Origin of the sequence: Pseudomonas sp. S07E 245 (genome assembly GCF_019599025.1) — a bacterium.
GTDB classification, from domain to species: domain Bacteria; phylum Pseudomonadota; class Gammaproteobacteria; order Pseudomonadales; family Pseudomonadaceae; genus Aquipseudomonas; species Aquipseudomonas shirazensis.
In genome coordinates, this window is sequence record NZ_CP080625.1 from 2,291,205 (window position 1) to 2,310,867 (window position 19,663).

Below are 19,663 nucleotides of genomic sequence, written 5' to 3' on the forward strand. Positions count from 1 at the left end.
AAGGGCCGCCGAGGCGGCCCACTCTGCTCGATCACGCCACTTCGGCAGTGGTCTCGAAGTCGAACACCAACTCGCCATCACGTAGCTCGATGTGCACCACGCCGCCATGCTCGGCCAGCTCACCGAACAGGATCTCTTCAGCCAAGGGCCGCTTGATCTTGTCCTGGATAAGCCGTGCCATCGGCCGGGCACCCATCTGCACGTCATAGCCGCTGGCAGCCAGCCAGCCACGTGCCTCATCACTGACCTCAAGCAGTACACGCTTGTCTTCCAGCTGAGCCTGCAGTTCGATAAGGAACTTGTCGACGATGCTTTTGATCGTCTCGTGGCTCAGGCGACCGAACTGGATGATGGTATCCAGGCGGTTGCGGAATTCCGGCGTGAAGCTCTTGCGAATGACTTCCATCGCATCCGACGCATGGTCCTGATGAGTGAAGCCAATCGAAGCCCGGGCGGCGGTTTCGGCGCCGGCGTTGGTGGTCATGATCAGAATCACGTTGCGGAAGTCCGCCTTGCGCCCGTTGTTGTCGGTCAGGGTACCGTGGTCCATCACCTGCAGCAGCAGGTTGAAGACTTCCGGGTGGGCCTTCTCGATCTCGTCGAGCAGCAGTACGCAGTGCGGCTGCTTGGTAATCGCCTCGGTGAGCAAGCCACCTTGGTCGAAACCGACATAGCCTGGCGGCGCACCGATCAGGCGCGACACAGTGTGCCGCTCCATGTACTCGGACATGTCGAAGCGCACCAGCTCAACGCCCAGCGCCTTGGCCAGCTGACGCGCAGCCTCGGTTTTGCCGACGCCGGTAGGGCCAGCGAACAGGAACGAGCCTACGGGCTTGTCCGGGGCCTTGAGGCCGGCTCGCGACAGCTTGATCGCAGTCGACAGCGAGTCGATCGCTGGATCCTGACCAAATACGGTCAGTTTCAGGTCGCGCTCCAGGTTACGCAGCAGCTCCTTGTCGGAACTGGACACGTGCTTTGGCGGAATCCGAGCGATTTTCGCGACGATATCTTCGACCTGCGCCACTTCGATGCGCTTGACCCGATTGGCCTCCGGCTGCAGACGCTGGTAGGCGCCCGCCTCGTCGATCACGTCGATGGCCTTGTCCGGCATATGCCGATCATTGATATAGCGCGCAGCGAGCTCGGCAGCGGCGCGCAGGGCCTCGTCGCTGTACTCGATGTGGTGATGCGACTCGAAGCGACCTTTCAGCCCACGCAGGATACCCACGGTGTCTTCCACCGACGGCTCCGACACATCGACCTTCTGGAAGCGCCGCGCGAGGGCCCGGTCCTTCTCGAAGATGCCACGAAATTCCTGGAAGGTAGTCGAGCCGATGCAGCGGATATCACCTGATGAGAGCAGTGGCTTGAGCAGGTTGGACGCATCCATTACCCCACCCGAGGCCGCGCCGGCACCGATGATGGTGTGGATCTCATCGATGAACAGGATGGCCTGCGGACGTTTTTTCAGCTCACCCAGCAGCGCCTTGAAGCGCTTCTCGAAGTCGCCACGGTACTTGGTCCCGGCCAGCAGTGCGCCGAGATCGAGCGAATAGACCACGCTCTGCGCCAGCAGATCAGGCACCTGACCGTCGACGATACGTTTGGCCAGGCCTTCGGCGATGGCCGTCTTGCCGACGCCCGCTTCACCGACCAGCAACGGGTTGTTCTTGCGCCGGCGAGCGAGAATCTGCGCTACCCGCTCGACTTCTTGCTCACGGCCCACCAACGGATCGATACGACCCTGACGCGCCTGCTCGTTGAGGTTGCTGGCGTAGGTATCCAGCGGATTGCTCGAGGACGACGTTTCGCCACCCTCTTCATCCTGCATGTCCTGGTCGCTGTCGGCGCTAGGCCCATGGCCTGGCACCTTGGAAATGCCATGGGCAATGAAGTTGACCACGTCGATACGGGCCACGCTCTGCTGCTTGAGCAGAAACACGGCCTGACTTTCCTGCTCGCTGAAGATAGCTACCAGCACATTGGCGCCGGTCACTTCACGCTTGCCCGAACTCTGCACATGGAACACCGCGCGTTGCAGCACGCGCTGGAAGCCCAGGGTTGGCTGGGTTTCGCGGTCTTCGTCGTGCACCGGGATCAGGGGGGTAGTGGAGTCGATGAACTCTTGCAGGTCGTGCTTGAGCTTGTCGAGATTGGCGCCACAGGCGCGTAGAACGGTTGCGGCCGCCTCATTGTCAAGGAGTGCCAACAGCAGATGTTCGACAGTCATGAACTCATGACGCTTCGAACGGGCCTCCTTGAAGGCCAGATTGAGGGTGACTTCGAGCTCGCGGTTTAACATAGCTTCACCTCATACCCAAGTGGTCGGCGATTAACCGTCCTTCTCGATTTCACAGAGTAGCGGATGCTGGCTCTCCCGGGCGTATTGGTTGACCTGCGTCGCCTTCGTTTCGGCGATATCGCGGGTAAACAATCCGCATACTGCCCGCCCTTCGGTATGGACGGTCAGCATGATCTTGGTCGCCAGCTCGCGGTTCAAACTAAAGAACGTCTCGAGCACTTCGACGACGAAATCCATTGGCGTGTAGTCATCGTTGAATAAAACCACCTTGTACATGGGTGGCGCCTGCAGGATCGGCTTGGCTTCTTGAACAGCCAGACCGGAGCCATCGTCCTCGTTGGTCTGAGGACCATCCTGATTGAATGTTAGTCGAATCTGACTGTGTGCATGCATGGAAAGAATTTCATCACATCGACAAGTTAAGGTTGTGGGTTGACCGCATAGAGCTGGCGCCGGCGCAGGCGCCGCATGACCTTGACTATCGGCAAAACGGTGTTACAACCAATAGAACCCACCGTGGGCGATAAAGATCCGCGCAGTCAACCAGATTTTTCGCAAGGTTCGTATGCGGATACGTGGATGATACTCCAGTGATGGAGTCCTTTGCAGAGGGACATAGGGATGACAAGCGGTAAAGTCAAGTGGTTCAACAATGCCAAGGGCTATGGGTTCATCAACGAGGACGGCAAGACTGAAGACCTCTTTGCCCACTATTCGGCCATCGTAATGGACGGATACAAGACGCTGAAGGCCGGCCAGCTGGTCAAGTTCGAAATCATCCAGGGCCCCAAGGGCCTGCACGCGGTGAACATCAGCGACGCCAAAGCCGAGGTCACAAGTTCAGCAGGTCCGGCGACTGAACGCACGAAGGCCACTGTCTGACCATTTGTCTGCCGCTGAGATGTGAACGGGCCGATCGCCTCTTGAACGAGGCGATCGGTTTTTTCGTGTCTACATGTGTTTGATCATCTCATCGCCAAAGCCTGAGCTACCCACCAGCGTGGCGCCGTCCATCAGGCGCTCGAAATCATAGGTAACGGTTTTCGCCGCAATTGCGCCGTTGGTCCCTTTGATGATCAGGTCGGCAGCCTCGGTCCAGCCCATATGCCGCAGCATCATTTCGGCCGAGAGGATAACCGACCCCGGGTTGACCTTGTCCTGGCCGGCATACTTGGGCGCGGTACCGTGCGTCGCTTCGAACATTGCCACCGTATCCGACAGGTTCGCCCCAGGCGCGATGCCAATCCCGCCCACTTCTGCCGCCAGCGCATCGGACAGGTAGTCACCGTTCAGGTTGAGCGTGGCAATCACGTCATACTCTGCCGGGCGCAGCAGGATCTGCTGCAGCATGGCATCGGCGATCGCATCCTTGACCACCACGTTCTTGCCACTCTTGGGGTTGGTGAACTGCATCCACGGCCCGCCATCGAGCAACTCGGCGCCGAATTCTTCCTTGGCCACCTCGTAGCCCCAGTCCTTGAACGCGCCCTCGGTGAATTTCATGATGTTGCCCTTGTGGACCAGGGTCAGCGACTCGCGGTCATTGTCGACCACATACTGCAACGCCTTGCGCACCAGGCGCTTGGTGCCCTCCTTGGAGACCGGCTTGACGCCGATGCCGCAGTCCTGGTCGAAGCGGATCTTGGTGACGCCCATTTCCTCCTTGAGAAACTTGATCACTTTGATGGCTTCGGGCGAACCGGCCTTCCACTCGATGCCGGCATAAATGTCTTCGGAGTTTTCCCGGAAGATCACCATGTCGACGTCTTCCGGCTTTTTCACCGGACTCGGCACGCCCTCGAACCACACCACCGGGCGCAGACACACATACAGGTCAAGCTGTTGGCGCAGGGCCACGTTCAGCGAGCGGATGCCGCCGCCGACCGGTGTGGTCAGCGGGCCTTTGATCGACACCACGTATTCTTTGACTGCGTCGAGGGTCTCTTGCGGCAGCCAGGTGTCCTGGTCATACACCTGCGTAGCTTTTTCACCGGCATAGACCTCCATCCAGGCGATCTTGCGCTTGCCGGCGTAGGCCTTGTGCACCGCGGCATCGACTACCTTGATCATCACCGGGGAAACATCGACCCCGATGCCATCCCCTTCGATATAAGGAATGATCGGGTTGTCGGGCACATTGAGTGAATGGTCGGCATTGACGGTGATCCTGGCGCCGTCGGTCGGCACCGTGATTTTCTGGTATCCCATGCTTGCACTACTCCGGAGTCGGGTGTGGTTGGACATCATGCGATCCAATCAGCCTAAACCACATCTGCCGACCTGCAAGGCCGGGCTTGTACCTGCGGCAATGCACCACATTGCAGGTAAGTCTTTGGTCTTATAAATGCGCTGATACCACTTGGCCTTGCTGATTAGCCCAAAGGGTTTGGTATACTCCGGCCCTGACCGTAAGGTCATGGGGGCGAATCCCCGGAAATCGCGGCTTGCCCCCGGCCCTCGAAGGCCACAAAGTCTGGGCTGTTACCGCATCCCAGCCGCTTGACGCTCGACTGATGCATCCACCATCACCGCTCGTAGCCTCTCGACCTTTTGCCCATGGCGCGCCGTGGGCGATGCGCCTACCCAGCGCACCCCGAGACTCGAGTACGCTCAGCAAAACAGAGAGTTAACCCGCATGCCCACCCGCTCTAAGATCATCTATACCTTCACCGACGAAGCCCCTGCCCTCGCCACCTATTCGCTGCTGCCGATCGTCGAAGCGTTCACCGCCTCGGCTGACATCGCCGTCGAAACTCGCGACATCTCCCTGGCTGGCCGTATCCTTGCGGCATTCCCGGAGCAACTCGGCGCAGACAAGCAGGTAAGCGATCATCTGGCGGAGCTGGGCCAACTGGCCACCACCCCTGAAGCCAACATCATCAAGCTGCCGAACATCTCGGCCTCGGTGCCTCAGCTCAAGGCTGCGATCAAGGAACTGCAAGCCAAGGGTTACGCCGTCCCTGACTACGCCGACGAGCCTGCCAGCGCTGCCGAAAAAGAATCCCGCGCGCGCTACGACCGCATCAAGGGCAGCGCCGTAAACCCGGTACTGCGCGAAGGCAACTCCGACCGCCGCGCGCCGCTTTCGGTCAAGAACTACGCTCGCAAGCACCCGCACAAAATGGGCGCCTGGGCTTCCGATTCGAAATCGCACGTGGCCCACATGAGCCAAGGCGACTTCTACGGCAGCGAAAAAGCCGCACTGATCGAAGCTGACGACAGCCTGCGCATCGAACTGCTGGACAAGAACGGCGCAACTACCGTTCTGAAGGAAAAAACCGCTGTCAAAGCTGCAGAAGTGGTTGACTGCGCGACCATGAGCCGCAAAGCCCTGAAAGCCTTCATCGCCGAGCAGATCGCCGATGCCAAGGCCAGCGGCGTACTGCTTTCGGTGCACTTGAAAGCAACCATGATGAAGGTTTCCGACCCGATCATGTTCGGCGTCATCGTCGAAGAGTTCTACGGTGAAGTGCTGACCAAGCACGCTGCAGCGCTGGCTGACATCGGCTTCAATGCCAACAACGGCATCGGCGACCTGTACGCCCGCATCAAGGACCTGCCAGCTGACCAGCAAGCGCAGATCGAAGCCGACATCCAGGCCCTGTACGCCGTACGTCCAGCCCTGGCCATGGTCAACTCCGACAAAGGCATCACCAACCTGCACGTGCCGAGCGACGTAATCGTCGACGCCTCGATGCCGGCCATGATCCGTGACTCGGGCAAGATGTGGAACACTGCCGGCGAGCTGCAAGACGCCAAGGCCGTGATCCCGGACCGCTGCTACGCCGGTATCTACCAGGCTGCCATCGAAGACTGCAAGGTCAACGGCGCCTTCGACCCGACCACCATGGGCAGCGTACCGAACGTTGGCCTGATGGCGCAGAAAGCCGAAGAGTACGGCTCCCACGACAAGACCTTCGAAATCAAGGCCGATGGCGTCGTGCGCGTCGTTGATGGCAAAGGCAACGTGGTTCTGCAACAGAACGTCGAAGCCGGCGACATCTTCCGCATGTGCCAGACTAAAGACGCGCCGATCCAGGACTGGGTCAAACTGGCCGTCAACCGTGCCCGCCTGAGCGGTACCCCAGCGGTGTTCTGGCTCGACCCGGAACGCGCCCACGACGGCGTGATGATCGAGAAAGTCCAGAAGTACCTGAAAGACCACGACACCACTGGCCTGGACATTCGCGTCCTGCCGCCGGTCGAGGCGATCAAGTTCTCCCTGGCCCGTATCCGCGAAGGCAAGGACACCATCTCGGTGACCGGCAACGTTCTGCGCGACTACCTGACCGACCTGTTCCCGATCATGGAGCTGGGCACCAGCGCCAAGATGCTGTCGATCGTGCCGCTGATGAACGGCGGTGGCCTGTTCGAAACCGGCGCTGGCGGTTCGGCACCCAAGCACGTGCAGCAGCTGGTCGAAGAGAACTTCCTGCGCTGGGATTCGCTGGGTGAATTCCTCGCTCTGGCGGCCTCGCTCGAGCACCTGGGCGACACCTACGCCAACCCACGTGCCAAGGTTCTGGCCAACACCCTGGACCAGGCTACCGGCAAGTTCCTCGACAATAACAAGTCGCCTTCGCGCAAGGTTGGCGGTATCGACAACCGCGGTAGCCACTTCTACCTGACCCTGTACTGGGCTCAGGCCCTGGCTGCGCAGAGCGACGACGCTGCGCTGCAAGCGCGCTTCGCCCCGCTGGCCAAGACCCTGACCGAGAACGAAGCGACCATCGTCGCCGAACTCAACGCCGTACAGGGCAAGCCAGTCGACATCGGTGGCTACTACGCCCCGGATGCCGAGCTGACCGCCAAGGTGATGCGTCCAAGCCAGACCCTCAACAACGCGATTGCTGCGCTGTAAGGTTCACTTGAAGTAACCCCACAAACCCCGGCCACGCACCGGGGTTTGTGCTTTTCAGGATTCCACTATGACCTGGCACCCCCACATCACCGTAGCCACCGTGGTCGAAGACCAGGGCCGCTTCCTCTTCGTCGAGGAATTCAAAGCCGGCCAGCACGTCTTCAACCAACCGGCCGGCCACCTCGAGCCCAACGAAACCCTGCAGCAGGCCGCCCTGCGCGAAACCCTCGAAGAAACCGCCTGGGACGTCGAACTGACCGGCGTGGTGGGCATCTACCTGTACACCGCCCCCAGTAACGGCGTCACCTACCAACGCATCTGCTTCGCTGCCCGCCCCGTCCGGCACCATCCGCAACGCGCCCTCGACAGCGATATAACCCACGCGCTGTGGATGACCCGCGCCGAGCTGCTGGCCGAGCCACAACGCTGGCGCAGCGAGCTGGTGCCGCGCTGCATCGACGACTACCTGGCAGGCCCGCTGCACAGCCTCGCCTTGCTGCGCGACTGACGCGCACGAGCGGGCCTGATAGAATCGACCTTTTTCCCTGATACACATCGGTAGCCATGACCAGCCCAGCACTCAAAGACCCCGCCAAGACCCGCGTCATCGTCGGCATGTCCGGCGGCGTCGACTCTTCCGTCTCCGCCCTTCTGCTGATCGAGCAGGGCTACCAGGTGGAAGGTCTGTTCATGAAAAACTGGGAAGAGGACGACGGCACCGACTACTGCACCGCCCGCGAAGACCTGGCCGACGCCCAGGCCGTGTGCGATCGCATTGGCATCAAGCTGCACACGGCTAACTTTGCCGCCGAGTACTGGGACAACGTGTTCGAGCACTTCCTTGAAGAGTACAAGGCTGGGCGCACGCCAAACCCGGACATCCTCTGCAACCGCGAGATCAAGTTCAAGGCCTTCCTCGACTACGCGCTGTCGCTCGGTGCCGACCTGATCGCCACCGGTCACTATGTACGCCGGCGCGACACCGGCGAGCTGACCGAGCTGCTCAAGGGCCTGGACCCGAACAAGGACCAGAGCTACTTCCTGCATGCCGTTGGCGGCAAGGAAATCGCCCGCACCCTGTTCCCGGTCGGCGAGCTGGAAAAAACCGAAGTGCGCGCCATCGCCGAGAAACATGGCCTGGCTACTGCCAAGAAAAAGGACTCCACCGGCATCTGCTTCATTGGCGAACGACGCTTCAGCGACTTCCTCAAGCAGTACCTGCCGGCCCAGCCGGGCAACATCGAAACCACCGAAGGTGAAGTCATCGGTCGCCACCATGGCCTGATGTACCACACCATCGGCCAGCGCCAGGGCCTGGGCATCGGCGGCCTCAAGGACGCCGGTGACGACCCGTGGTACGTGCTGGTCAAGGACCTCGCCCGCAACGTGCTGGTGGTCGGCCAGGGCAACGAGCACCCATGGTTGTTCTCCCGCGCCCTGCTCGCCTCGGACATCTTCTGGGTCAACCCGATCGACCTCGCCACCCCGCGCCGCCTCACGGCCAAGGTGCGCTATCGCCAGGGCGACCAGGGCTGCACCCTGGAACGCACCGAAAGCGGCTACCGCGCCGTGTTCGACGAGCCGCAACGTGCGGTCACCCCCGGCCAGTCGGTGGTGTTCTATGATGGCGAGGTGTGCCTGGGCGGCGGCGTGATCGAGACTGCTGAGCCGTGGAGCCCGCGCCCATGAGCAACCTGCACGAGCAGTTGATTGCCCTGGGCGGCGTGTTTCAGGCTGCAGTGCTGGTCGACAAGCTGGCACGCACCGGCCAGTCCAATGACGCCGAGCTTGGCTGCATGCTTGGCAGCCTGCTGGTGATGGATCCCAAGGACACCCTCGAGGTGTTCGGTGGTGATGACCTTAACCTGCGCGACGGTTACCGCGCCCTGGTCGGCGCACTCGAGCGCGAGCCCAGCAGCCTGCAGCGCGAGCCGCTGCGCTATGCCCTGTCGATGCTCGGCCTCGAGCGCCAGCTGGCCAAGCGTGGCGACCTGCTGGAAACCATCGGCAACCGCCTGCCGCAAATCCAGGGGCAGGCCGATCACTTCGGCCTGACCCACGAGAATGTCATCGCTTCCAGTGGCGCCTTGTATCAGGACACCCTGAGCACCTTGCGCCAGCGCATTCAGGTGCATGGCGACATGCGCTTCCTGCAGCAAGCCAGCAACGCCTCGAAGATCCGCGCACTGCTGCTGGCCGGGATCCGCGCCGCACGCCTGTGGCGCCAGCTTGGCGGGCACCGCTGGCAGCTGGTATTCAGCCGGCGCAAGTTGCTCAACGAACTGTACGGCATGATGCGCACCAATTCCTGAATGCTGCGCATCCCCGCCTGGCACGGTCCATGTAGGAGCGGCCTCGTGTCGCGAAAGGTGCGCGAAGCGCGCCCAGCAATCCTAGGGTGCTGCACAAATCCTGGGGCCGCTGCGCAGCCCTTTCGCGGCACGAGGCCGCTCCTGCAGCGACCGCGATAAGCTTTGAAACGGCTCGACCTTTGGTCAGCCACCCGACCTCGGCGCATTTTTCATGTATGATATGCGCCCTCCAAAAGCCTGACTGTCCGAGAACACCCCATGCAGCTTTCCTCGCTCACTGCGGTTTCCCCTGTAGACGGCCGCTACGCCGGCAAAACCCAGGCCTTGCGCCCTATTTTCAGCGAATACGGCCTGATCCGTTTCCGCGCCCTGGTCGAAGTGCGCTGGCTGCAACGCCTGGCCGCCCACCCGCAAATCGGTGAAGTGCCGGCATTCTCGGCCGAGGCCAACGCCGTTCTCGATACCCTGGCCAGTGATTTCCAGCTGGCCCACGCCGAGCGCGTCAAGGAAATCGAACGCACCACCAACCACGACGTCAAGGCCATCGAGTACCTGCTCAAGGAGCAGGCTGCACAACTGCCTGAGCTGGCCAACGTCAGCGAGTTCATCCACTTCGCCTGCACCAGCGAGGACATCAACAACCTGTCCCACGCGCTGATGCTGCGCGCGGGCCGTGATGACGTGCTGCTGCCGCTGATGCGCCAGATCGCCGAAGCGATCCGCGCGCTCGCCCACCAGCATGCCGACGTGCCGATGCTGTCGCGCACCCACGGCCAGCCAGCCTCGCCGACCACCCTGGGCAAAGAGATGGCCAACGTCGTCTACCGCCTCGAGCGCCAAATTGCGCAAGTCGCTGCCGTGCCGCTGATGGGCAAGGTCAACGGCGCCGTCGGTAACTACAACGCGCACCTGTCGGCCTACCCGCAGATCGACTGGGAAGAAAACGCCCGCGCCTTCATCGAAGACGAGCTGGGCCTGCAGTTCAACCCGTACACCACCCAAATCGAGCCGCACGACTACATTGCCGAGCTGTTCGACGCGATCGCCCGCTTCAACACCATCCTGATCGACTTCGACCGGGACATCTGGGGCTACATCTCGCTGGGCTACTTCAAGCAGCGCACCGTTGCCGGTGAAATCGGCTCGTCGACCATGCCGCACAAGGTCAACCCGATCGACTTCGAAAACTCCGAAGGCAACCTCGGTATCGCCAACGCCCTGTTCCAGCACCTGGCCAGCAAACTGCCGGTTTCGCGCTGGCAGCGTGACCTGACCGACTCCACCGTGCTGCGCAACCTGGGTGTGGGCTTCGCTCACAGCGTTATCGCCTATGAAGCCAGCCTGAAGGGCATCAGCAAGCTGGAAGTTAACACTCAGCGCATCGCTGCTGACCTGGACGCCTGCTGGGAAGTGCTCGCCGAGCCGATCCAGACCGTCATGCGTCGTTTCAACATCGAAAACCCCTACGAGAAGCTCAAAGAGCTGACCCGTGGCAAAGGCATCACCCCTGAGGCGCTGCTGACCTTCATCGATGGCCTCGACATGCCAGCCGATGCCAAGGCCGAGCTCAAGCAGCTGACTCCTGCGACCTACATAGGTAACGCAGTCGCGCAGGCCAAACGTATCTAAGATTACGCCTGCGTCTGACGCCCGGCCTAGCCGGGCGTTTTTATTCCCGGACGAAAATTACGTTTTTTCAATAGGTTGAACATGAATTCTGATACTCCACTTCAGCTGCTTGGCGGTTTGACTGCTCGCGAGTTCCTGCGTGACTACTGGCAGAAGAAGCCATTGCTGGTGCGCCAGGCGTTCACCGACTTCGAGAGCCCGATCGACCCTGACGAGCTGGCTGGCCTGGCCCTGGAAGAGGAAGTCGAATCGCGCCTGGTCCTCGAACACGGCGAACGCCCTTGGGAGTTGCGTCGCGGCCCGTTCACCGAGGACGACTTCGCCACCCTGCCAGAGCGCGACTGGACCCTGCTGGTGCAAGCGGTCGACCAGTTCGTGCCAGAAGTGGCCGAACTGCTGGAAAGCTTCCGCTTCCTGCCGAGCTGGCGCATCGACGATGTGATGATCAGCTATGCCGCGCCCGGCGGCAGCGTCGGCCCGCACTTCGACAACTACGACGTGTTCCTGCTGCAGGGCTACGGTACCCGCAACTGGAAAGTCGGCCAGATGTGCGACAGCGACAGCAAGCTGCTCGAGCACGCCGACCTGCGCATCCTGGCTGACTTCGAGCAGACCGACGAGTGGCGCCTGGAGCCGGGTGACATGCTCTACCTGCCACCACGCCTGGCCCACTTCGGCGTTGCCGAAGACAACTGCCTGACCTACTCGGTCGGTTTCCGCGCGCCAAGCGCTGCTGAAGTGCTGACCCACTTCACCGACTTCCTCAGCCAGTTCCTGCCGGACGAAGAGCGCTACAGCGACGCCGACGCCCAGCCGGTCAGCGACCCGCACCAGATCCAGCACGACGCTCTGGACCGCCTCAAGGCCCTACTGGCCGAGCACATGGGTGACGAGCGCCTGCTGCTGACCTGGTTTGGCCAGTTCATGACCGAGCCACGCTACCCTGAGCAGGTCGCCGGCGAGCCGCTCAAGGAAGAAGAGCTGATCGACAGCCTGGAACAAGGCGCTATTCTTATCCGTAATCCAAGCGCACGCCTGGCCTGGTCGGAGGTCGATGACAATTTGCTGCTGTTCGCCAGCGGCCAGAGCCGGCTGCTTTCGGGCCACCTGCGCGATCTGCTGAAAATGATCTGCGCCGCCGATGCGCTGCACATCGAAAACCTGGGCCAGTGGCTCAAGGATGAAGAAGGTCTGACCCTGGTCTGCCAGCTGGTCGAACAAGGAAGTCTGGGTTTTGCCAATGAATAGAATCAGCGTTCGGCTTGCCGATTGGATCAAGGACAACAGTGACATCCGCCACATCCGCGATGCGGTGTTCGTTGCCGAGCAGCACATTCCGCCTGAGCTGGAATTTGACGCCGAAGACCCCCAGGCCGTGCATTTCCTGGCCCTTGAGGGTGACTACCCGATCGGCACCGCGCGCCTGCTGGCAGACGGCACCATCGGCCGCATCTCGGTACTCAAGGACTGGCGCGGGCTGAAAGTGGGCGACGCACTGATGCATGCGGTGATCGCCGAAGCCCAGGCTCGCGACCTCAAGCAACAGACCTTGAGCGCCCAGGTGCATGCCACGCCGTTCTATGAGCGGCTGGGTTTCAAGGTGGTCAGCGAGGAGTTCCTCGAAGCCGGCATCCCCCACGTGGAGATGGTGCGCGAGTCCTGCGACCTCTCCTGAGCAACCTCAGGGCCGCTTGAACCGGCCCTGTTTCGCAGCGGGCTGCAATGGCCCGCTGCGTGCTCTGCAACATTGGCTCACCAGCCAGCTGTATATGCATACAGATAAAACTTGCCTGGCGGCGCTTCTTTGTCCATCCTGACGCTCATCGTCTGCCCATGAAGCGTTCTCGGCCATGCGCCTGTTTCTCTGCGAAAAACCCTCCCAGGCTAAAGATATCGCCAAAGTGCTCGGCGCCACCCGCCGCGGTGACGGCTGCTGGCAAGGCACTGACGTGTGCGTGACCTGGTGCATCGGCCACCTGCTCGAAACCGCCCCACCCGACAGTTACGACGCCCGCTACAAGCGCTGGAGCCTGGACGACCTGCCGATCATCCCGGGCCAGTGGAAAATGCTGGTCAAGCCAAAAACCGCCAGCCAGTTCAAGGCAGTCAAACGCCTGCTTGGCGAAGCGCGCGAACTGGTCATCGCCACCGACGCCGACCGCGAAGGCGAGATGATCGCCCGTGAGCTGGTCGAGCACTGCCGGTACCGCGGCCCGATCCAGCGCCTGTGGCTGTCGGCGCTGGACGATGCCTCGATCCGCAAGGCTCTGGCCAAGCTGCTGCCCGGCAGCGAGACCTTCAGCCTGTACCATTCAGCTTTGGGCCGTTCGCGTGCCGACTGGCTGATCGGCATGAACATGAGTCGGCTGTTCACCCTGCTCGGGCGTCAATCCGGTTATCAAGGCGTATTGCCCGTTGGCCGCGTGCAAACCCCGACCCTGCGCCTGGTGGTAGACCGCGATCGCAGCATCGCCGACTTCGTGCCGGTGCCGTTCTGGGCCATCGACGTGCAGCTTGAGCATGCCGGTAGCCTGTTCAACGCACAGTGGCGTGCGCCTGAAGACGCCTGCGATGATCAGGCCCGCTGCCTTAACCAGAGCCTGGCCCAGCAAGCCGCCGCCGATATCGCTGCGGCTGGCAGTGCGCAGGTCAGCAAGCTGGTCACCGAGCGCGTGCGCGAAGCCGCACCACTGCCGTTCGACCTGGGCACCCTGCAGGAAATCTGCTCGAAGAAGTTCGGCTACGGCGCCCAGGAAACCTTCGACATCGCCCAGGCCTTGTACGAAACCCACAAACTGATCACCTACCCGCGCAGCGACTGCGGCTTTCTGCCAATGAGCCAGCACGCCGAGGCGCCGGCCATTCTCGCTGCATTGCAGCGCGCCGATGCCAGCCTGGCGCCGCTGCAAGCGCACCTGCAGCCGCAACGCCGCTCGCGCGCCTGGAACGACGCCAAGGTCAGCGCCCACCACGGCATCATCCCCACTGCCGCCGCCAGTGACCCGACGCGCCTGCCGCCCAAATACAAGGCCGTCTACACCCTGATCCGCGCGCGTTACCTGGCGCAATTTCTGCCCAACCATGAATACGACCGCACCCAGGCTGATTTCGATTGCGCTGGCCACGCCCTGCGCGCCGTCGGCAAGCAGATCGTCGAACCCGGCTGGCGCCGCGCCCTGCCAGAGGCGCTGACGCCGGCCAATGGCCGTGAAGCGCCGCCGGCGCAGGTGCTGCCAGCCTTGCAGCAAGGCCAGGTCTGCGCAGTGCGCAACGTCCAGCTCAAGGACCTGTGGACCCAGCCGCCGAAGCCTTTCACCGAAGGCGACCTGATCAAGGCGATGAAAAACGTCGCCAAGCTGGTGGATGACCCCAAGCTTAAGCAAAAGCTCAAGGACACCACCGGCATTGGCACCGAGGCCACCCGCGCCAGCATCATCCAGGGCCTGCTCGACCGCGGTTATCTGGTCAAGAACGGCAAGGCACTGGCCGCCACCCCAGCCGCGTTCAGCCTGATTGACGCCGTCCCACGGGCCATTGCCGACCCGGGCACCACGGCGATCTGGGAGCAGGCTTTGGACATGGTCCAGAGCGGCGAAATGACCCTCGAGGAATTCGTTGCCCGCCAATCGGCCTGGATGGGCAAGCTGGTGGAGCGCTGTAGCAGCATGCGCATGACCATCAGCGGCCCGCTGGCACCCGCCGGTGGCAAGAAGGCGCCCTGGAGCAAGAAGCGCCGCTCGGGCACCAAGGCCAAAGCGGCCGACGGCAAGCCCAAGGCGGCCAAGCCGAGGGTTGCCAGGCGCAAGGCCACTACCTGAGCCGCCGACCTGGCCTCAGGTGCCGCTCTTGAGTCGGCTGAAGGCTCGGGTCAGTTCGCGGTTGAATTGCTTGCCATTGTCGTTCTTGCTGTACAACCGCGCGCGCACCTCGGCCGGCGGATAGGTGCCGGGGGCGTTGCGGATCTGCGCATCGACCAGGTTGTCGGCGGCACTGATCGCATTGGCGTAGTGAATGGTGTCGGTGATCGGTGCGATCACCTCGGGGCGCATCAGGTAGTCCATCAAGGCCCAGGCCGCCTGCGGGTGCGGTGCGTCCTTGGGCACCACCAGCGCGTCGAGCCAGATCAACGTGCCCTCCTTGGGGATTCGGTAATCGAGGCTGTAGGTTTTGCCCGCCTGCTGCGCCTGGCCTTGGGCGATAGCCACGTTGCCGTTCCACGACATCGCCACGCAGGTCTCGCCGTTGGCCAGGTCGTTGATGTTGCGATCATTGTCGAAGTAGCGGATGTACGGGCGGATCTTGCGCAGGTGTGCCTCGGCCAGCTTGAGGTCCTCGAGGCGCTGCTGATTGATGTCCAGGCCCATGTAGCGCATCACTGCGGCAAACACTTCGTTGGGGTCATTGAGCAGGCTCACCCCGCAATCGGCAAATTTCGCTACCACCGCCGGGTCGAACAGCATCGCCCAGCTGTCCAGCGGCGCATCGCTCAGGCGTGCGGTCACGGCCTGCTGCTGAAAGCCGACCCCGGTGGTGCCCCAGGCGTAGGTCCCGGCATAGCGGTTGCCGGGGTCGAACACGGCCATGTGCTGACGAAACTCCTCGCCCACACCCTGCAGATGGGGCAGCCGGCTTTTATCCAGCGGCTGCAACGCGCCGCTGGCAATGGCCCGGCTCAGGTGCTGACCGGCGCTGAGCACCAAGTCATAGCCGCTGCGCCCGGTCAGCAGTTTGGTTTCGGCGGTTTCCAGCGAATCGAAGTGGTCGGCGACCACGCGGATGCCGGTTTCCTTCTCGAAATTGCTCAGCGTGTCTGGCGCCAAATACTCGCCCCAGATGTACAGGTTGACGGTGGGCTGCGCCGCATCGGCGGCGTACCCCGCCGCCGCGCTGCCGGCCAGCGCCAACCCAATTGCCAGCACAGAGGCTTTCATCAGCGAGGCCCTCCGGCGTATTGCGGCATGGTGATGCAGGCAACGTTGCCGCCGCCGAGCAGAATCTCGCGCGAGTTTTCGATGCCGATGATGCGCTTGCCCGGGAACAGCTCTGCCAGGGTCGCCTGGGCCACGCTGTCATTGCGGTCGCCGAACAACGGCACGACGATGGCCGAGTTGCCGGCGTAGTAGTTGATGTAAGACGCACAGATCCGCGTGCCGGCTTCGCGCACATGCGTGCCGTCGACCTGATCCAGCCCGGCGGCTTCGGCAGCGGTCCACTGCAGCACATCGGGTTGGGGCAGCTTGTGCACCTTGAGCTCACGGCCGCGGCTGTCGCGGGTGCTGCGCAGGATGTCGTAGGCTTCCTGGTAGATCTCCCACTGCGGGTCATCGCGGTTGTCGGTCCATTGCAGCACCACCTCGCCGGGCCGTACAAAGCAGGCCAGGTCGTCGACATGGCCGTCGGTTTCATCGAACTTGCAGCCACGTGGCAGCCAGATCACCTGCTCGGCACCAAGGTAATCCTGCAGGCGCCGGGTCACTTCTGTTTTGCCCAGATGAGCGTTGCGATTGCGGTTGAGCAGGCATTGCTCGGTGGTCAGCAGGCTGCCTTGGCCGTCACTCTGGATGCCGCCGAGTTCTGCGATCAACGGCGCGCGGTAGCGGTCCAGGTTTTCGATCTCGAGGACCTTGCGAGCGATCTGGTCGTCCTTGTCCCATGGGTAGTAGAGCCCACCGTCGAGGCCGCCATAGGCGTTGAATTCGAAGTCGACGCCGCGTACCTCGCCGCTGTCATCGTTGACCACGAAGCACGGTCCGCTGTCGCGAAACCAGGTGTCGTTGCAAGTCATCTCCACTACCCGCACCGCCTCCGGTAGCAGGCGTCGGGCATTGGCGTATTGCGCGGCGGAGGCACACACAGTGACCGGCTCGCTGCTGGCAATCGCCTTGACGATCTCGACCCACACCTGCTGCGCCGGTTTGGCACCATTGCGCCACACGTCCGGCCGCTCCGGCCAACCGAGCCAGCAGCCGGCCTTGGCTTCGAACTCGCCGGGCAAGCGGAAACCATCGGCCTTGGGGGTAGTGCTGAGCGAACGTGCCATGGGTCAACCTCGTCGTGACTGAGTGGGATGAGCCGAAGCTACGCCGCCAGCGGGCGCACATCCAACGATGAAAACTCAGCGATTGGTGAATTGAATTCACGGTTCGCTGATCTGTTCGATGAACCAGTCAACGAAGTCGCCCACTGCGCCGCGCTCCAGGCGCAAGCGTTCGCAGACCAGCGCGTACTGCCCCTGCGCGGTCACACTGGCACTGAACGGGCGCACCAGTCGGCCACTTTGCAGGTCGGCCTGGCAGGTCAGGTTGTCGCCCATGGCTACGCCCTGGCCGAGCAGCGCCGCCTCCAGCGCCAACGCCGCATGGGGGAAGTACAGCTGGCGGTTGGGCTGGCCGTCTTCGGCGTGGGTGGCCAGCCACGAGGTCCAGGTCTTGCCGTCCTGATCGTCGTGCAACAGACAGTGGCGCAACAGGTCGCGCGGGCGCTTCATGGCGCTCTGGTTGAACAGGCCGGGGCTGCACACTGGAAAGAACTGCAGCAGCGGCAACGGCCGCACGAAGTGCGTGCTGGCGTCCAGCGCGCTGGTGCCGTAGGTGATCGCCAGGTCAACGTCCAGCGCTGGCGCCCCGGCATTGATCGGCTGTTCGAGTAGATGCAGGGTGATGTGCGGGTAGCGGCTGCTGAAGTCAGCCAGGCGATTGATCAGCCATTTCTGCGCCAGCTCTGCCGTAACCGCAACCCGCAGCACTGCCTGCGAAGCCGGGTCACGCAGCTCGTCACAGGCCTTGCCGATCAACTCGAAGGCCTGTTGCAACTGCTGCAGCAGGCGCTCGGCTTCAGCACTCGGGCGCACCTGGCGGCCGACCCGCTCGAACAACGCCACGCCCAGCTGTGCTTCTAACTGGCGAATCTGGTGGCTGACTGCGCTGTCGGTGACGCACAGCTCGGCGGCGGCCCGGCCGAAATGGCCATGGCGGGCGGCGCACTCGAACGTGCGCAAGGCGGTCAGCGAGGGCAGACGGCGCATGATTGAAGTCCTGACAGGCGGCTGATGGGCATAGCCAGCATCAGCCAGGCGTTGCAATAAATACAAGCTTGCTGGCGAAACCAGCACCAGCTGCTAGATTTTTCAGGCTGAATCACAGCGCCGTCTAGAGCTCGCAATGACCCCCACTACCCTGCTGGACGAAGTCCGCGCGTTTCGCAGCCAACACCCCGAAGTGCGCTATGTTGACCTGATCAGCCTGGACATCCCCGGGCATTTCTACGGTAAACGCTACCCCATCGACATGCTCGAAAAGCTCGCCGCCGGCAGCCCGCTGAAGCTGCCGCAGAACTGCGTGCTGCTCGGTGCCCAGGGTGGCTTGTTCCCGATTGGCGATTACTGCTTCAACGATGGCGACCCGGATGCACTGCGCCGGCTGATCCCCGGTACGCTCAAGCCGGTCAGCTGGGAAAAGCAGCCACTCGGGCAGATGCTGATCAGCTCCGACGGCACCGATGCGCCCATAGAGTTCGAGCCGCGCGAGGTCCTCGCCCGGGTGCTGCAGCGTCTGCAGGCGCGGGGCATTCGCCCGGTGGTTGCATTCGAGCTGGAGTTTTACCTGTTCGACCGCGCGCTGCAGGACGGCCTGCCGCAGTTTCCCCGCGACCCGGTCAGTGGCGATCGCGATGACCAGCCCAACCTGCATATCGAGCGGTTGTCGCGCTTCTGCGAAGTACTGCACGACATGGTCGAAACCGCCAACGCCCAAGGCGTCGATGCCAACGTCATCACCGCAGAACTCGGCCCGGGTCAGTTCGAGATCAACTTCGGCCACTGCGACGACGGCCTGCGCGCCGCCGACTGGGCCGCCCTGTTCTGCCGCAGCAGCCGCGGTGTGGCGCGCAAGCACGGCCTGCGCGCCAGCTTCATGAGCAAGCCCTACCTGCAGGCACCCGGCAGTGGCATGCACGTGCATGTCAGCCTCTACGACGGCAGCGGCAACAACGTGCTCGCCGCCGACCAGCAGCGGCCGTTGCGCCATGCCGTGGCCGGCTGCCTGGCGCTGCTGCCGCAGTGCATGCCGATCTTTGCCGGCAACCACAATGCGTTTCGCCGCTATGGCGCCATGGTCAACGCCGCCAGCCGCGCCAGCTGGGGCTTTGAAGATCGTGACGCGTGCATTCGCATCCCCGAGTCGGACTCACGCAACCTGCGCATCGAGCACCGCCTGGCCGGCGCCGACGCCAATCCGTACCTGGTGCTGGCGGCAATCCTCTGTGGCATGGAGCAAGGCCTGGCGGCCCGACAAGAGCCGATTGCCCCGCTCAATGATGATCGCACCAGCGGCATCGACTTTCCCAAGGACATGCTTAGCGCGGTGGCCGCGATGCAAGCGCATCCTGCGGTCAGTGCCGGGCTCGGTGAGGAGTTCGTGAAGGTGTACTGCGAAAACAAACGCCAGGACCACCTGGCCTTCATGGATGAAGTCAGCGCACGCGAGTATCACTGGTTCTTGTAGCGGGCGGCAAAACCGCCTCGATACTGGCCACACCCGACGCTGGCGTTTACCATGGCAG

Annotated in this window: 16 protein-coding genes; 10 read left to right on the forward strand and 6 right to left on the reverse strand. The window is 62.6% G+C overall.

Annotated elements, in window-relative coordinates; all coding sequences use genetic code 11:
- Positions 1-31: 31 nt before the first annotated feature.
- Positions 32-2,302 (reverse strand): ATP-dependent Clp protease ATP-binding subunit ClpA, encoded by a 2,271-nt coding sequence (gene clpA / locus K3F44_RS10715; RefSeq protein WP_101320837.1) that lies wholly within the window; start codon positions 2,300-2,302, stop codon positions 32-34.
- A gap of 30 nt (positions 2,303-2,332) precedes the next feature.
- On the reverse strand, positions 2,333-2,695 hold the full coding sequence (gene clpS / locus K3F44_RS10720) for an ATP-dependent Clp protease adapter ClpS (protein WP_101320839.1): 363 nt from the start codon (positions 2,693-2,695) through the stop codon (positions 2,333-2,335).
- A gap of 228 nt (positions 2,696-2,923) precedes the next feature.
- On the opposite strand from clpS, the gene cspD reads away from it, so the two are divergent.
- The gene (cspD, locus tag K3F44_RS10725; protein ID WP_220633996.1) at positions 2,924-3,184 is read left to right on the forward strand and encodes a cold shock domain-containing protein CspD; all 261 of its coding nucleotides are present in this window, start codon (positions 2,924-2,926) and stop codon (positions 3,182-3,184) included.
- A gap of 69 nt (positions 3,185-3,253) precedes the next feature.
- Here cspD and icd read toward each other — a convergent pair whose 3' ends face one another.
- On the reverse strand, positions 3,254-4,510 hold the full coding sequence (gene icd / locus K3F44_RS10730; RefSeq protein WP_220633997.1) for an NADP-dependent isocitrate dehydrogenase: 1,257 nt from the start codon (positions 4,508-4,510) through the stop codon (positions 3,254-3,256).
- 427 nt (positions 4,511-4,937) lie between these two features.
- Here icd and K3F44_RS10735 point away from each other — a divergent pair, with 427 nt between their 5' ends.
- The 8 genes from K3F44_RS10735 (at position 4,938) to K3F44_RS10770 (ending at position 14,922) form a co-directional block, all read left to right on the forward strand.
- Positions 4,938-7,163 (forward strand): NADP-dependent isocitrate dehydrogenase, encoded by a 2,226-nt coding sequence (locus K3F44_RS10735; RefSeq protein WP_101320843.1) that lies wholly within the window; start codon positions 4,938-4,940, stop codon positions 7,161-7,163.
- 67 nt (positions 7,164-7,230) lie between these two features.
- On the forward strand, positions 7,231-7,671 hold the full coding sequence (locus tag K3F44_RS10740) for an NUDIX hydrolase (protein ID WP_188036305.1): 441 nt from the start codon (positions 7,231-7,233) through the stop codon (positions 7,669-7,671).
- 56 nt (positions 7,672-7,727) lie between these two features.
- Positions 7,728-8,852: a tRNA 2-thiouridine(34) synthase MnmA gene (gene mnmA / locus K3F44_RS10745; protein ID WP_220633998.1), complete on the forward strand. Its 1,125-nt coding sequence runs from the start codon at positions 7,728-7,730 to the stop codon at positions 8,850-8,852.
- Positions 8,849-9,475 (forward strand): high frequency lysogenization protein HflD, encoded by a 627-nt coding sequence (gene hflD / locus K3F44_RS10750; RefSeq protein WP_101320849.1) that lies wholly within the window; start codon positions 8,849-8,851, stop codon positions 9,473-9,475. Before mnmA ends, hflD begins: the two co-directional genes overlap by 4 nt.
- Before the next feature lie 258 nt (positions 9,476-9,733).
- On the forward strand, positions 9,734-11,104 hold the full coding sequence (gene purB / locus K3F44_RS10755) for an adenylosuccinate lyase (protein ID WP_101320851.1): 1,371 nt from the start codon (positions 9,734-9,736) through the stop codon (positions 11,102-11,104).
- A gap of 81 nt (positions 11,105-11,185) precedes the next feature.
- Positions 11,186-12,352 carry a cupin domain-containing protein gene (locus K3F44_RS10760; RefSeq protein WP_150569895.1) on the forward strand — a complete coding sequence of 389 codons (1,167 nt, stop codon included), beginning with the start codon at positions 11,186-11,188 and terminating at the stop codon, positions 12,350-12,352.
- Complete coding sequence (locus K3F44_RS10765) at positions 12,345-12,779, forward strand: GNAT family N-acetyltransferase (protein ID WP_101320856.1); 435 nt, start codon at positions 12,345-12,347, stop codon at positions 12,777-12,779. The genes K3F44_RS10760 and K3F44_RS10765 overlap by 8 nt, the downstream gene beginning before the upstream one ends.
- Positions 12,780-12,954: 175 nt before the next feature.
- Complete coding sequence (locus K3F44_RS10770) at positions 12,955-14,922, forward strand: DNA topoisomerase III (protein ID WP_220633999.1); 1,968 nt, start codon at positions 12,955-12,957, stop codon at positions 14,920-14,922.
- Positions 14,923-14,937: 15 nt separating this feature from the next.
- Here K3F44_RS10770 and K3F44_RS10775 read toward each other — a convergent pair whose 3' ends face one another.
- The 3 genes from K3F44_RS10775 to K3F44_RS10785 all read right to left on the reverse strand — a co-directional run bounded on the left by K3F44_RS10775 (position 14,938) and on the right by K3F44_RS10785 (position 18,128).
- Positions 14,938-16,035, reverse strand: coding sequence for an extracellular solute-binding protein (locus K3F44_RS10775; protein ID WP_220634000.1), 1,098 nt, complete (start codon positions 16,033-16,035; stop codon positions 14,938-14,940).
- The gene (aguA, locus tag K3F44_RS10780) at positions 16,035-17,144 is read right to left on the reverse strand and encodes an agmatine deiminase (protein WP_220634001.1); all 1,110 of its coding nucleotides are present in this window, start codon (positions 17,142-17,144) and stop codon (positions 16,035-16,037) included. Before aguA ends, K3F44_RS10775 begins: the two co-directional genes overlap by 1 nt.
- 96 nt (positions 17,145-17,240) lie before the next feature.
- Complete coding sequence (locus K3F44_RS10785) at positions 17,241-18,128, reverse strand: LysR substrate-binding domain-containing protein (protein WP_101320864.1); 888 nt, start codon at positions 18,126-18,128, stop codon at positions 17,241-17,243.
- Positions 18,129-18,264: 136 nt separating this feature from the next.
- Between K3F44_RS10785 and K3F44_RS10790 the strand changes: the two genes are divergently transcribed.
- Positions 18,265-19,605, forward strand: a complete 1,341-nt coding sequence (locus tag K3F44_RS10790; protein ID WP_220634002.1) for a glutamine synthetase family protein — start codon at positions 18,265-18,267, stop codon at positions 19,603-19,605.
- The last annotated feature ends 58 nt before the right edge of the window (positions 19,606-19,663 follow it).